The 14,222-nt window shown below is 47.0% G+C and carries 11 protein-coding genes; 6 read left to right on the top strand and 5 right to left on the bottom strand.

Going from position 1 to position 14,222, the window contains the following annotated elements; all coding sequences use genetic code 11:
- The first annotated feature begins 32 nt into the window (after positions 1–32).
- The gene (locus ACOJUN_RS20130) at positions 33–803 is read left to right on the top strand and encodes a sulfite exporter TauE/SafE family protein (protein ID WP_422133669.1); all 771 of its coding nucleotides are present in this window, start codon (positions 33–35) and stop codon (positions 801–803) included.
- A gap of 196 nt (positions 804–999) precedes the next feature.
- Positions 1,000–2,076 carry a 3-deoxy-7-phosphoheptulonate synthase gene (locus ACOJUN_RS20125; RefSeq protein ID WP_422133668.1) on the top strand — a complete coding sequence of 359 codons (1,077 nt, stop codon included), beginning with the start codon at positions 1,000–1,002 and terminating at the stop codon, positions 2,074–2,076.
- Between the two features lie 80 nt (positions 2,077–2,156).
- Here ACOJUN_RS20125 and ACOJUN_RS20120 read toward each other — a convergent pair whose 3' ends face one another.
- Entirely contained in the window at positions 2,157–2,585 is a 429-nt protein-coding gene (locus ACOJUN_RS20120; RefSeq protein WP_422133667.1) for a hypothetical protein, read from the bottom strand.
- A 105-nt stretch (positions 2,586–2,690) separates the two neighbouring features.
- Positions 2,691–3,170 carry a transcription elongation factor GreB gene (greB, locus tag ACOJUN_RS20115; RefSeq protein WP_422133666.1) on the bottom strand — a complete coding sequence of 160 codons (480 nt, stop codon included), beginning with the start codon at positions 3,168–3,170 and terminating at the stop codon, positions 2,691–2,693.
- A gap of 738 nt (positions 3,171–3,908) precedes the next feature.
- Between greB and ACOJUN_RS20110 the strand changes: the two genes are divergently transcribed.
- Positions 3,909–4,220, top strand: a complete 312-nt coding sequence (locus tag ACOJUN_RS20110) for a hypothetical protein (protein WP_422133665.1) — start codon at positions 3,909–3,911, stop codon at positions 4,218–4,220.
- A 267-nt stretch (positions 4,221–4,487) separates the two neighbouring features.
- Here the strand turns inward: ACOJUN_RS20110 and nfuA are convergent, their stop codons facing one another.
- On the bottom strand, positions 4,488–5,069 hold the full coding sequence (nfuA, locus tag ACOJUN_RS20105) for a Fe-S biogenesis protein NfuA (protein ID WP_422133664.1): 582 nt from the start codon (positions 5,067–5,069) through the stop codon (positions 4,488–4,490).
- A 325-nt stretch (positions 5,070–5,394) separates the two neighbouring features.
- Between nfuA and ACOJUN_RS20100 the strand changes: the two genes are divergently transcribed.
- Entirely contained in the window at positions 5,395–6,594 is a 1,200-nt protein-coding gene (locus ACOJUN_RS20100) for a multidrug effflux MFS transporter (RefSeq protein WP_422133663.1), read from the top strand.
- A gap of 78 nt (positions 6,595–6,672) precedes the next feature.
- Here the strand turns inward: ACOJUN_RS20100 and ACOJUN_RS20095 are convergent, their stop codons facing one another.
- Positions 6,673–7,665: an MBL fold metallo-hydrolase gene (locus ACOJUN_RS20095; protein WP_422133662.1), complete on the bottom strand. Its 993-nt coding sequence runs from the start codon at positions 7,663–7,665 to the stop codon at positions 6,673–6,675.
- A 19-nt stretch (positions 7,666–7,684) separates the two neighbouring features.
- Positions 7,685–7,885, bottom strand: coding sequence for a hypothetical protein (locus ACOJUN_RS20090; RefSeq protein ID WP_422133661.1), 201 nt, complete (start codon positions 7,883–7,885; stop codon positions 7,685–7,687).
- Positions 7,886–8,943: 1,058 nt separating this feature from the next.
- Between ACOJUN_RS20090 and metH the strand changes: the two genes are divergently transcribed.
- Together metH and ACOJUN_RS20080 are read left to right on the top strand one after the other, a co-directional pair.
- Complete coding sequence (gene metH / locus ACOJUN_RS20085) at positions 8,944–12,651, top strand: methionine synthase (RefSeq protein WP_422133660.1); 3,708 nt, start codon at positions 8,944–8,946, stop codon at positions 12,649–12,651.
- Between the two features lie 237 nt (positions 12,652–12,888).
- The gene (locus tag ACOJUN_RS20080; protein WP_422133659.1) at positions 12,889–14,220 is read left to right on the top strand and encodes an MATE family efflux transporter; all 1,332 of its coding nucleotides are present in this window, start codon (positions 12,889–12,891) and stop codon (positions 14,218–14,220) included.
- Positions 14,221–14,222 lie beyond the last annotated feature (2 nt).

The raw sequence follows: 14,222 nt of genomic DNA, 5'->3' as shown, positions 1-14,222 counted from the left end.
CCTGAGCTACTTATAACTTTAGACCATATTTTATGGACACATTGCTCTACATTTCAGCGGGTGCCAGCGTGGGCTTTGCCGTTGGCTTAACCGGCATAGGAGGCGGGTCACTGATGACTCCGCTACTCCTTTTATTTGGATTTCCGGCTCACATAGCAATAGGTACAGACCTGTTGTATGCCGCCCTGACCAAAGTCAGTGGCGTCTGGGTTCATCATCGACAAAATAGTGTTAACTGGCGACTCGTCAAACTACTGTGTATGGGAAGTATCCCAGCGACTGTGGCTACTATATTCCTGTTGAAATATCTTTTCACTGGAAGCGATCATTATAGCCCGATACTTACTACCTGCCTTGGCTTTATGCTTACCTTAACAGCACTGGTGCTTATATTTAGCAACAAATTGAAAAAAATGCAGTTTTACAACAGAAAAGTGCTGTCTGGAAACAGACTGAAGTACTTTACCGTATTTATGGGGATGGTCCTGGGCGTTCTGGTCACCCTGTCATCTGTAGGAGCCGGGGCACTGGGAACAGCAATTCTCTTACTGATATACCCTGCACTGGTTTCTGTAAGAGTAGTCGGCACTGAATTGGCACATGCAGTACCACTAACCCTCGTTGCCGGGATAGGTCATACCTTGCTGGGCAATGTTGATTTTAACCTTCTGGGAGCGCTGATGATTGGTTCACTCCCAGCCATTTATCTGGGCACTAAAGTTGGCAAATACATGCCAGAGAACATAATGCGTATGATTCTGGCTACTATTCTGCTGGTGCTGGGTATTCGTTACCTAATGTAAACCAGCAAGATTTCACAATAGTAGCAACGACTTAAATTAAGCAAAATTATTATTCACAGGGTTGTAGCAGCCACAGTTCTTGATTAGAGTGAATCACCGTCGCTGAACTCTGCAAGCCCGACTTATACATACCCGGGCGAGCAATCTAAGGCGCAAACCCGGAAGGGAGTAATAATCAAAGTTGAGAGCGCAACAAATGGCCGCATTACCGATTGAAAACCTGAACATTGAATCTCAGGACTTACTGATCACTCCAGAGCAGCTGAAAAAGGAAATTCCCCTGAGCGAAGCAGCTGAGCGAACCGTTTCCGAAGGCCGTGAAGTTATTCGCAATATTCTCGATGGCAAGGATCATCGTCTTTTTGTTGTGGTAGGCCCCTGCTCTATCCATGATGTTGATGCGGCCATGGATTATGCCGGACGTCTAAAGAAACTGGCAGATGAGCTTAGCGACACTCTCTATCTGGTCATGCGCGTCTATTTCGAAAAGCCACGCACCACTGTTGGCTGGAAAGGTCTGATTAACGACCCACACCTCGATGACACCTTCAAGATTGAAGAAGGTCTGCACACTGGCCGTCGCCTGCTGATGGATGTTGCCGAGCTTGGTATGCCTTCTGCCACCGAAGCTCTGGATCCTATCTCCCCACAATACCTGCAGGATCTGGTATCCTGGTCTGCTATTGGTGCCCGGACCACTGAATCCCAGACCCACCGTGAAATGGCCAGTGGTTTGTCTTCGGCTGTGGGTTTCAAAAACGGTACCGATGGTGGCTTGGAAGTAGCGATCAACGCTCTGAACTCAGTATCCAATCCTCATCGTTTTCTGGGTATTGATGGCTATGGACAGGTAGCTGTCACGCGTACCAAGGGGAACCAATATGGTCACATTGTTCTGCGCGGTGGTAACGGCAAGCCCAACTATGACTCTGTCAGCATAACTCTTTGCGAGCAGGAGCTTGAGAATGCCGGCATCAAGCCAAACGTTATGGTTGATTGCTCTCACGCTAACTCTAACAAAGACCCGGCGCTTCAGCCTTTGGTCATGGAAAACGTGACTAATCAGATTATCGAAGGCAACAAATCTGTTGTGGGCCTCATGATAGAAAGCAACATTGGCTGGGGTGCCCAGAAAGTGCCTGCAAACCTTGAAGACTTGAAATACGGTGTATCGATTACCGATGCCTGCATTGACTGGGAAACTACAGAGAAAAGCCTGCGTGATATGAGGGAGAAGTTAAAAAACCTACTTCCTGCAAGAATTGCAGAATAATTAACAGTCTGACACGGTCAGTTTATGACTGTGTCAGCATCCTTTAAAACAAATCGAATTGATGTCCTTGTGTGACCTCTTTAGTTCCAAGTATATCTATCTCTCTCTGTCAGACCAGATAATAGGTCCATTTGTGATTCTGGCACTTCCACACAAACTTCATCGGGAAAACTGGAAGAAATCAACCGCTTTTTTGGCATATTACTGATTCTTCTAGCCAGGATAGCAGCACAAATCGGGCAAACTTCCGGCAGCAAGTGATTGGTCAGCACTTTATAGTGGTGCGCACCGTGTAACACTTCTGTACACAGTGTGCGGTCCGCGCGAGATTCAATATCAAGGTTGGCTTCTACCAAGTGTGTACACTGGGAGCCGCAAGATTGGATGATCTTGGCAACGAAGAAATTTGACAGTATGACTTGCTTATACCGTTTCACAGGTTCTTTATTTACTGGAAAAACCAGAAACACTACGAAAAAGGGCACATTATGATATACGTTTATGGCCAACTGTCATACACCCTAAAACCAACATAGGTAAAAATACAGCAAAAGGCTCTGCGCTTTTGTTATGAACTCTGGTTACAAGATCCAGGACCGAAATTGTCATCAAAGTCAATGGAAAGGCTTGTATTGTATCTTGTTGATAAACCAGATTTTGTTTCCCTCCGGCGTCCTGACCAGTACTTCATCGTCAACCTGCTTACCGATTAAAGCCCTGGCCATGGGTGAATCAACGGTTATGTGCCCTCGCTTGACGTCAATTTCATCAGACCCCACAATCCGGCATTGGAGCACTTCTCCTTCCTCATTCTCGACTTCCACCCAGGCACCAAAAAAAGCCTTGCCCTCCTGCTCAGGTGAATAATCCACCACTTTGATAACATCAAGCCGCCTGGTGAGAAAGCGAATTCTTCGATCAATTTCTCTCAGCAGTCTTTTCCCTTCCTTATACTCTGCATTCTCACTTCGGTCACCCAACGCCGCAGCTTCAGAAACTGCCTGAGTCACTTTCGGTCTCTTATGCCGCCAGAGGTCATGCAGCTCTTTTTCAAGCTTGTCTTTGCCTGCCTGTGTAATGAGATTCGACTTCATTTAATGCCAATCCAGTGAAATCCAGTTTTTTTATAGAAAAAAATGAGTTAACCCAACATCCTAATCAAAGATAGAAATCAATCAAGGCACTGTTTTAGCAATATCATCCAGCACAGTCATTTTATTTACATTTTCATCTATGGTGTGAATATTGATCAATCAAGGACGATTACCATGAAAGCCCTTCCTACACCCGGTCTAGCCCAACCAACCAATAAATTACCCACACTGGAAAAACAATATAAAGAAAGTTGGTTCTACGCATTTTTGCGAAATATCAAACTTGAAGAAGCTGCACCAAAAAAAAGGAACACAGGATACAGGAGCCAGCTATTTACCAAGCCTTGTTGAGGCAGATGGAAAAACATTCAAAGCCTATTCGGGATCACCCGCAGCACTGGTCTGCCCTAAGGCCTGAGAGTCCTTAAAACCATTTACAGACAAAATAAAACCCGTTTTGTAATGTCTGGTTTACATCCATAGCAAAAGTTTTGCCCACGGCTGTGTCAGTAAAGAATGTATTGTTGAAGATAATAACCAGATTAGATTCGATGGTTTTGACATGGCAACCGAACATCAGGACAGTGCTGCACTTCATGATAAATCCATGATGAACCGGGTAAAATACTTTTCTGAAACGATCTTTAACGTTCCTCATCCAGAACTTTTGCCACCAGAAGCTTTCTCCCACGAAAAGGTTATGAGACAGCTGGTGATATCTCGGCGCTGGGTGTCACTATGGCTTCTATGGCTCATTGTATTGCTCCTGGAGAGTGCCAGAGCATTACTGATGGACACATAGTTGAGACCCTGCAAAACACCGGTAAGCTGAAGACTTCCAGAAAGGCCATCGTTGATTATGCCGAAACATTAAAAGATGCCTGTAATAAAACATTGGAAAGAGAGACTCGATCCGGGCATCGTTTCATGATTTTAGAACTCTTGCCTAAGCTACTGGAAGCCAATCCAGAGAAGAGATATACAGCCGGGCAAGCTCTGAACCATCGTTGTTTCAAAGAGGAATTAGACAACCCCATTACTGTCAGATAATTGCTTGATTGCCATACCCTCCCAGACAAATGTGGACTGATTAACAGTCAGTCCCTCTTTTTTTTATATGAGTTTCAAAGTTCGAACGAAGCCTCACTTCAATTAATAGCAATAAATATGATTGTATATTGTACATACATAGCAAAATGATACTGATTCGCTATTTCTACCATTTTCCAGCGCAAAAAAAACCGGTTTATGGAAAGAATGGACTCGCTTATAGGAGTGCCATTAGTCTATAAACCGGCTCTTAAGACAGACAGCCTTTTACTTGAAGTAGGCATTCTCGGTAATGCTGTGATCTGTCACATCCCTGACGCCTTTCAACTCAGGAATTCGTTCAATCAGAGTTTTCTCGACACCGTCTTTCAAAGTCAGATCTACTGCACTGCAGCCCTGGCAACCACCACCAAACTGCAAAACAGCAACATCCTCATCAATCTCAACCAGAGAAACAACACCACCGTGAGAAGCCAGCCCCGGATTGATTTCGGTCTGTAGGAAATAGTTGATTTTCTCGTCCAGTGGACTGTCTTCACTGACTTGGGGCAATTTGGCATTCGGCGCTTTGATAGTCAGCTGGCCACCCAGTTTATCTTCGGAGAAATCAACAACAGCGTCTTCCAGGTACTGTTCACTTTTTCCTTCTACATGGCAATTGAAGTATTCCAGCTCAAGAATCAGATCTCCTTCCTTTTCCTCTCCGGGTTTGCAGTAGGCAAGGCAGGTTTCAGCATAAGGAGTACCGGGCTGGGTAACGAACAGGCGCACCCCAATACCCTCCACATTCTGTTTCTCCAACAGGGTGGCAAGGTACTTTTGTGCTGCTTCCGCAAATGTAATCTTCAACTCAAGAACCCTCTCAACATTCTGTCGACATTCTATGCCATTCAGCGTTATGTTGAAATCCCCAGTGGGCTAGTCAGGTATTAAAGACTTGTGCTTCAACGATGGCAGGTTACACCCCATTGCTGTACTTGTCTCTTTAGTGCTTCGTGAGCCCCCAGTCTTATGTGAAATTATACGATTGTTACCCTGTTCAAAAGCCTGTACCCTTCGCGCTCTTTTTCCAGGTTAAAGGGGAATTTTGCCTAAAAATAAGGGCCAATTAATTCCTTCGAACCTTTCGAACTTATCCCTTCCAGCATAAATTTCAGTAGAACGAGTCGCAGCCATGAGCTCATTAGATATAGAAAAACACTCCACTACTGTCCTGATGATACTGACAGTGTTTGCCATTGTTGGTCCAGTCTCTATCGATATCTATTCACCTTCTCTCCCGGCTATAACAGAATATTTTGGCAGTAACAGTGCTACAACCCAGTGGAGTATCGGTATTTTTATGCTGGGTTTTTCGATATCGATGCTCATAGTGGGCCCACTGGCTGACCGCCTGGGTCGTAAAAAGACCCTGATGCTGGGTTATACCCTCTACCTGCTTGCCACTGCTGCCACCCTGTTGACCAATCACATTGGTCTATTCATAGCTGCACGCTTTGCCCAGGCCGTATTTGGTTGCTTTGGTACTGCCGTTGCCCGAATTTTGGCCAAAGATTATTTCCGAGAGAAAATGGAAGTAAGGATGTTGTCCTATATCAGCGCCTGCCTGACACTGGTCCCTATGCTGGCTCCCATCGCAGGTGGATTTATTCAAGAATATGCAGGCTGGAAGTACAACATTCTGGCCATGGGCGCTATGGCCATTATTGCGATGATGAGCCTGCTATTTATCCCTGAAAAACATCAAATCCCCAGGCGCGTTGGCCACCCTATTCTCTCAGGCTATAAAGACGTATTAACTGACTGGCGCTATCTGCGGTTCACTATCGCTGCCGGCACAGCCTTCTCTGGCGCTTTTGTTTTTGTCGCCGGTGGTCCTTTTGTAATGATCAGCCAATTAGGCCTGGCTCCAAAATTTTATGGATTCCTTTTTGCGATAGCCATTGCGGGCTACCTTTTCAGTGCAACCTATGGCCCCAAATTGAATGACCGGTTAGGACGTGAGAAAAGCACTCGACTTGCCTGGATCACTCTGGCTGCAGGTGCAAACATTTCCTTTGCCACTGCCTGGTGGAGTCATGGCAGCTCTATTCCGGGTTATATGTTTGGTATGGTTGTCTTTGAGCTGGGACTGGGTCTCTTTATGCCCCTATGCCAGGCCAGAGCCACCGAACATATGATTAACAATGCAGGCACCGCTGCCGGACTGATCTTCTTCATAGAAATGCTACTGGCTACAATAGTCAGTGGTTTGGTGGGTTCACTGCCACAAATGGGAACAGTGACGCTTGCCAGTGTAACTCTGGTTGCCACCCTGGTTGCTGGGTTTTGCCTTCAAAACAATAGCCACGACAATATTCAGGCTTCAGCATAAGCATCCCGATTTTCAAAACAGTAAAGGAGGAGCCGAGAGTCTTTAGCAATTCCGTCGCGAATGCCAGCTCCACCCTTGTCACAATAAATCATTAAATAAAGCAGTGATTTTTCCAGGCTTGATCACAATAAAATCGTTATCCGCAACATTCTGTTGTCGTTTGGCAAGCTGTAGATCTTCCGGCGGCTGCAACATCGGCTCGTTGGTGAGCATAAAGCTGCCCCAATGCATCGCCAGCGATAAGCGCGAGCCAACATCCTTATGAATGCGCACCGCCTCTTGTGGGTTAACGTGGATTTCTTTCATAAACCAGCGTGGTTCATAGGCCCCAATGGGCACCATGGCCATATCCATATAGCCAAAGTGATCACCAATAGCCTTAAAGTCTGAGCTGTAGCCAGTGTCTCCAGCAAAATAAAAGCGTTTACCCGGTTTCGCAAATACTGAAGGCGCTTCAAATACCCACCCACACCAGAGCGTTCGGTCAGGAAAGATGGAACGGCCACTAAAGTGTTGGCATGGCACTGCCGTGAACGTCCAGCCACGATGGGTATGCGATTCCCACCAATCCAGTTCAACCCAATTATCAATTCCCCGCCTGCTGAACCAATGGCCTAATCCGAGTGGCAACATAAATAACGGCGGGTTGTGTTTCTGCCTTTTCTGGATCGTCAACACAGATTGTCGATCCAGATGATCGAAGTGATCGTGGGAAATCAATATCACATCAACATGAGGTAGGGCATTAATATCTATCGCAGGAGGTGAATAACGCTTTGGCCCAGCCCACTGCACTGGCGATGCTCGTTCAGAAAAGTGAGGATCAGTAATAATATTCATGCCCTGATGACGAATCAAAAAAGTCGCATGACCAATCCAACTTGTCAGCGATTTATCCGAGTACTCAAAGACCGAATGATCATCTTCCACAATAGGAATCGAAACTTTTTCCGGTAATTTTTCAAATAACTTCCATTTTAAAATTTTCCATAACGAACGGTGATGCATTTGCATCTTGTCATTATTGCGAAAGCCACCGCTTGGGAGGTGATGTTTTTTAGAAAGGGTCACGGGTCTTCCTCATAATCAATCAGTCACATTGACGCAGTGCAGGCCCGCAAATAAATTTTGGTATCGCCGCACGGCCATAACTTTGTTTACTGACAATCTTTAACTCATCATCAAACACAAAATAATCCATACCCTCCCAGTGAAACGACCTACCAAAACGCAGCTTAATCAGTGAGGCAATAACCTTCTGGCTAAACGACATACCTGCCACTGGCAGCATATCATGCTGACCCTACAATCCAAAACTGGCTGTTTTATTGTCTTCATCAACCAACATACTTTTTTTCAATAAAGGTTAATTTTCCGTACATACCGCTAAACACTGATTTGATGGCGTTACGAACCTTCTGTTTACCTCGGGCAGTATGACCATTCATTTATCGGAATTCACACTCGTCAGCGAAATGCTCTGTAACCCGATCAAGACGCTGATTCGAAAACGCATCGTTGAAGGTGTTCAGTAAACTGCGTATATCATTCGCCATTTCTAAGTTGTCCATGCCATCCATTCAGCCCATAGGGTTTATCAAATACCACCCACCAGGTAAAGGTACTTGGCTGGCGCACGCGAAAGTGTTCACGGGTCACTTTGACAGGCTCAGGTTGGTATTCTCTACCCATTAAAATAACAGTAAAAAATGGGAAAAATATCATGAATAATGCAGTGATCACGGATAACTGCAATGGTGTTGGTTTCGCTGCGGCACAGCACTTCTGTAATGGGGATTATCGTGTGTTAGTGATTGCCATGACACCGAAAAAGCTGGGGTAGGGTCACGCCCTTTTATCAGGCAGGTGCAATGGGTAAACAATGATCGCTGATATTAAGCCTCAGCAATTTTACCCTTATTCAAGCTGCCACTGCAGGTATTAACAACAAATGCCCACAATTGAAGAACTGGCCCTGATGACGGATTCATGAGTGGCCATCCCCGGTCTTACCCGGAGGCGCAAAACCCGCGTCATTTATTCAACCAAAGTAAGCGAAAATTCACTATATTGGCACGATTTTAGGCTATTGACTGTTTAAGCTCGCCAATATTTTATTCGATCGTGGTATGGGATTGAACGTCGTTATGCCGACAACGGTATCATAGTCGACCTTGCATTTTACTTACTTTTTCTATGAATATGTGTGATTTGAAGTACACACTCTGTGGCGCATTTCTGATACCATCGCTCTCCTGAAAATACCTACAAGCAGCCGTGAACCGTCAAACTGAAACCTTGACGGCCTGTTTCATGGCAATAGAGAGAACTGGCCCGGAATCTGTACCCATGCCTAACAGTCAAGAAAGAGCACACTTTCCAAGAGCAAACCTTCTTAAAGAGCAATTGGAGAAACGGATTCTGATCCTTGACGGTGCCATGGGCACCATGATTCAAGGCTATAAGCTGGATGAAGAAGATTACCGTGGAGAACGGTTTGCTGATCACAGCTGTGACCTCAAGGGCAATAATGACCTTCTCTCTCTGACACGCCCTGAGATCATCAAGGAGATTTACCAGTCTTACCTGGATGCCGGAGCTGACATTCTGGAAACCAATACCTTTAACGCTACAACCATTGCCATGGCTGACTACGAAATGGAACATCTGGTCCCGGAGATCAACCGGGAGTCAGCCCGTATAGCCAGAGAAGTGGCTGATGTAGCCACTGCTCAAAACCCTGATAAGCCCCGTTTTGTAGCAGGGGTGCTAGGCCCAACGAACAGAACCGCTTCCATTTCGCCTGACGTCAACAACCCGGGCTATCGCAATACCAGCTTTGAAGCATTGGCTATGGCCTACAAAGAAGCAGCCCTTGCCCTGATAGAGGGGGGGTCCGATATTATTCTGATCGAAACCATTTTCGATACGCTCAATGCCAAAGCCGCTATCTTTGCTGTAAAAGAACTGTTCGACGAACTGGGCTATGAACTGCCCATCATGATTTCAGGCACCATTACCGATGCCTCTGGTCGTACCCTTTCCGGCCAGACCACAGAAGCTTTCTGGAACTCTATTCAACACGCCAATCCTATTTCTGTAGGCCTGAACTGTGCACTGGGTGCCAGTGAGCTGCGTCCGTACCTGGAAGAATTGTCCAACATTGCCAACACTTTTATCAGTGCACACCCTAATGCTGGCCTGCCTAATGCGTTTGGAGAGTACGATCAAACTCCGGATGAAATGGCAGACATTGTTGCCGAATTTGCTGAATCTGGCCTGGTGAACATTATTGGTGGTTGCTGCGGCAGTACTCCGGCTCATATCAAGGCAATTGCTGATAGAATGACGTCTATCGAAAGACGACAGATCCCAGAAATTCCTGTCGCCTGTCGGCTCAGCGGTCTTGAACCCTTCAATATTTTTGCAGACTCGCTGTTTGTCAACGTGGGTGAGCGTTGTAATGTAACCGGCTCTGCCCGCTTCAAACGCCTGATTATTGAAGAAGATTACGACACAGCTCTGGACGTTGCTCGTCAGCAGGTTGAAAACGGAGCCCAGGTCATCGACATCAACATGGATGAAGGGATGCTGGATGCCAAAAAGGCTATCACTACTTTCCTGAATCTGGTGGCCTCTGAGCCGGACATCTCCAAAGTGCCGGTCATGGTGGACTCATCTAAATGGGATGTCATCGAAGCCGGTCTGCAATGCATTCAGGGTAAAGGCATTGTTAACTCCATCAGCCTGAAAGAAGGCGAAGAGGCTTTCCGCCATCAGGCAAGGCTATGTCGTAATTACGGTGCTGCTGTTGTGGTGATGGCTTTTGACGAGACCGGTCAGGCTGACACCGAAGCCCGCAAAATAGAAATCTGTAAGCGTTCTTACGACATTCTGGTTAATGAAGTGGGCTTCCCGCCCCAGGACATTATTTTTGACCCGAATATCTTTGCTGTGGCTACCGGTATTGATGAGCACAACAATTATGCGGTGGACTTCATCAATGCGACTCGCTACATCAGGAAAAACCTGCCCCATGCCATGATCTCTGGCGGCGTTAGTAACGTTTCCTTCTCGTTCCGGGGTAACAACCCGGTCAGGGAAGCGATTCATGCTGTCTTCCTGTATCACGCCATCAAAGGTGGCCTGACTATGGGTATTGTCAATGCCGGACAGCTGGAAATTTACGAGGAAATCCCCAAAGAGCTGCGTGAACGGGTTGAAGATGTCATTCTCAACCGCAATAACGAAGCCACAGAAGCCTTGCTGGCCATTGCAGAGGACTATCGCGGTGGCGGCACCGGCCAGAAAAAAGTAGAAGATCTTTCCTGGCGTGAGCAGGATGTCAACAAGCGTCTTGAACATGCTCTCGTGAAAGGGATAACCACCTACATTGTTGAAGACACCGAAGAAGCTCGTCAACAGGCAGATCGCCCCATTCATGTCATCGAAGGTCCATTAATGGAGGGCATGAATGTAGTCGGCGATCTGTTTGGAGCCGGTAAAATGTTTCTACCCCAGGTCGTCAAAAGTGCCCGGGTTATGAAACAGGCCGTTGCCCACCTGATTCCTTTCATTGAAGAAGAGAAAGACGGCGACGTTCAGTCCAACGGCAAGATACTAATGGCTACCGTTAAAGGCGATGTACACGACATTGGCAAAAATATTGTTGGTGTTGTGCTGGCCTGTAATAACTTCGAGGTCATCGATCTTGGTGTTATGGTGCCCTGCGAAAAAATCCTGCAGGTAGCCAGAGAAGAAAACGTGGACATCATTGGCCTCAGCGGTTTGATCACACCGTCTCTCGACGAAATGGTGCATGTCGCCAGTGAGATGCAACGCCAGGACATCCACTTGCCCCTGTTAATCGGCGGTGCAACCACTTCCAGAGCTCATACAGCGGTTAAGATAGAGCCACAGTTTCAGAATGATATAGCGCTTTATGTGACCGATGCATCCCGCAGTGTCGGCATTGCGACTCGACTGATGAGTAAACAATTAAAACCGGCACTGATCGAGGAAACGCGTGCCGAGTACGAAAAAATTCGGGTACGCCACGAGAAGCGCAGTAATAAGCGACAACTACTGACTTATCAGGAAGCCGTTGATAATCGTTTTGATGCAGGCTGGAACAACTATCAACCTCCAGTTCCAACCTTCACAGGTGTAAAAGTCTTTGAAGATTACCCACTGGAAAAACTGGTGGATTACATCGACTGGACACCTTTTTTCATCACCTGGGATCTGGCGGGAAAATATCCGAATATTCTGGAAGATGAAATTGTCGGTGAAGCAGCCACCAACCTTTACAATGATGCCAGGGCCATGTTGAAAGATCTTGTTGAGAACAAGAAGATGGGTGCTCGTGCAGCTATTGGCTTCTGGCCGACGTTCCAGGTAAACAACGATGACCTTGAGGTTTATAGCGACGAAAGTCGCTCTGAAGTCAAAGTCATGCTTCATCATCTTCGTCAACAGAACCCGAGACCGGATGATAAGCCAAACTACTGCCTGTCAGACTTTGTGGCGCCAAAAGCCACTGGCCTGAAAGACTATGTGGGTGGTTTTATCACTACGGCGGGGATTGGTGCAGATGAATTGGCCAAAACCTATGAAGACAAGGGTGATGACTACAACAGTATCATGGTAAAAGCGCTTGCTGATCGTCTGGCAGAAGCCTTTGCCGAGCATATGCACGAAAAAGTTCGCAAGGAATTCTGGTGCTACGCTCCACATGAAGCCTTGAGTAATGAAGAACTGATTAAGGAAAAGTACACCGGCATCCGCCCTGCCCCCGGCTACCCAGCCTGTCCGGACCATACAGAAAAAACAGCACTGTTTGAGCTGCTCAATGGAGAGGTAAATACCGGAGTCAACCTGACAGAACACTTTGCCATGATGCCTGCTGCCAGTGTCAGTGGATGGTACTTCTCTCACCCGGAATCCAAATACTTTGGTCTGGGTAAGATCGCCAGGGACCAGCTCGCTTCTTACGCTGAGCGAAAAGGCATAAGTCTGGAAGAAGCCGAACGCTGGTTGCGCCCAAACCTTGAATAAGTCAGGGCTTATTGAATCAGGCAGGAATAGATCTCTGCTACCAAAGATCTGTTCCTGCCACTGAAATGTTTAATACATTGAACCGCTTTTCCAGCAAGTCTTCAGCACGGGAATATTCTCATTAGAACCCAGCTAGGGATCTCTGCTGCAAGATAAAAAGCATTCAGTTCTGGCGTGACACAGGCACTTCTAAACACATACAATCTAACAGAAACATCTAAAAAGCCTGAGGTTTGCTTGAAACAGCGCGTAACTACCATACTGAAATTGAGCACCCCTATCATCATAGCGATGCTGTCTCAAAGCCTCTTGAATCTTGTCGACGCTGCCCTGGTTGGGCCCTTGGGAAAAGAAGCACTTGCTGCGGTAGGTGCCGCCAGTTACGCAAACTTTGTCGCACTCTCCCTTGTTGCAGGACTCTCCGCCGGTGTACAAGCTCAGGTAGCTCGCAGATTAGGTGCTGGCCATAGCCTTCACTGTGCGACACCCGTCAACCATGGCATCATCATCGCACTATTCTTTGCCCTACCTGTCAGTCTCATCTTGATGGTGTTAGCCCCCTGGATATTGCAAATTTTTAACCAGGGTGAACTAGTGCATGACACTGCCGTTAGCTATTTTCGCATTCGCGTCATGTCTCTGACTGCCGCCGCTCTTTGCCTGTCTTTTAGAGGTTACTGGAATGGCACTGGCAGACCTTCAGGGTTTCTGCGCATTCTGGTCATCTCCCACCTCTTCAATGCGCTGGTAAGTTTCTGCCTTATCTACGGCATAGGTCCATTACCAGCAATGGGTGTGGCCGGTGCGGCGCTTGGCACTTTCTTGGCTATGTACCTCGCCGCCATGCTGAATATGTTCAGTCTTATGGGGATCGCCAGAGAACAGGGATTCATGGACTTCAGATTTTTAATAAAGCGTGACTTCAGGCAGACCATTCGACTGATTCGACTGGCTGTTCCGGACTCTCTGCAACAGTTGCTGTTCTCTTTTGGCTTTATGGTGCTGTTTGCTATCATTGCCCGGATGGGTACCGGTGAGCTGGCCGTAGCTCATGTTCTTATGAATATTTCCCTGCTATTAATTTTACCGGGTATGGGTATGGGTATGGCCGCTAATACTCTGGTGAGTCAGAGCCTGGGAGCCGGCAAACCCGATAAAGCCTGGCGCTGGGGCTGGGATATTGTCAAGGTGGCTGCCAGTGTGCTGCTGTTCCTGAGCCTTCCATTACTTATTGCTCCAGAGCTCCTGCTGAGCCTCTTTCTCCACCAGGAATCTCTTGTCGAAATGGGAAAAATTCCTCTTCAGCTGACCGGTATGAGCATCTTCCTTGATGCAGCCTCTCTGGTATTCACCCAAGCCCTTTTGGGTGCTGGTGCAAATCGCACTGTACTGGGCATAAGAGCCGCCGGACAGTGGTTAATCCTGCTGCCACTATGCTGGCTGGTTGGTCCTGTACTCGGGCTTGGACTGACTGCAGTCTGGCTGGTTCAGACGTTGCAGAGACTGATCAGCTCCATGGCTTTTGTCATGGTCTGGCAAACCCGCAAGTGGGAAAGAGTCACTGTTTAGCA

It is taken from the genome of Endozoicomonas sp. ALD040, assembly GCF_049275945.1.
In the GTDB taxonomy this organism is placed as follows: domain Bacteria; phylum Pseudomonadota; class Gammaproteobacteria; order Pseudomonadales; family Endozoicomonadaceae; genus Endozoicomonas_A.
The sequence above is the reverse complement of the archived record's forward strand: the minus strand, read 5'-3'. Positions and strand labels throughout refer to the sequence as shown.

Coding starts and splice junctions, on each gene's coding strand:
- ACOJUN_RS20130 (WP_422133669.1), top strand. CDS start 33: ATGGACACATTGCTCTACATTTCAGCGGGTGCCAGCGTGGGCTTTGCC.
- ACOJUN_RS20125 (WP_422133668.1), top strand. CDS start 1,000: ATGGCCGCATTACCGATTGAAAACCTGAACATTGAATCTCAGGACTTA.
- greB (WP_422133666.1), bottom strand. CDS start 3,170: ATGAAGTCGAATCTCATTACACAGGCAGGCAAAGACAAGCTTGAAAAA.
- ACOJUN_RS20110 (WP_422133665.1), top strand. CDS start 3,909: ATGGCTTCTATGGCTCATTGTATTGCTCCTGGAGAGTGCCAGAGCATT.
- ACOJUN_RS20100 (WP_422133663.1), top strand. CDS start 5,395: ATGAGCTCATTAGATATAGAAAAACACTCCACTACTGTCCTGATGATA.
- ACOJUN_RS20090 (WP_422133661.1), bottom strand. CDS start 7,885: ATGCTGCCAGTGGCAGGTATGTCGTTTAGCCAGAAGGTTATTGCCTCA.
- metH (WP_422133660.1), top strand. CDS start 8,944: ATGCCTAACAGTCAAGAAAGAGCACACTTTCCAAGAGCAAACCTTCTT.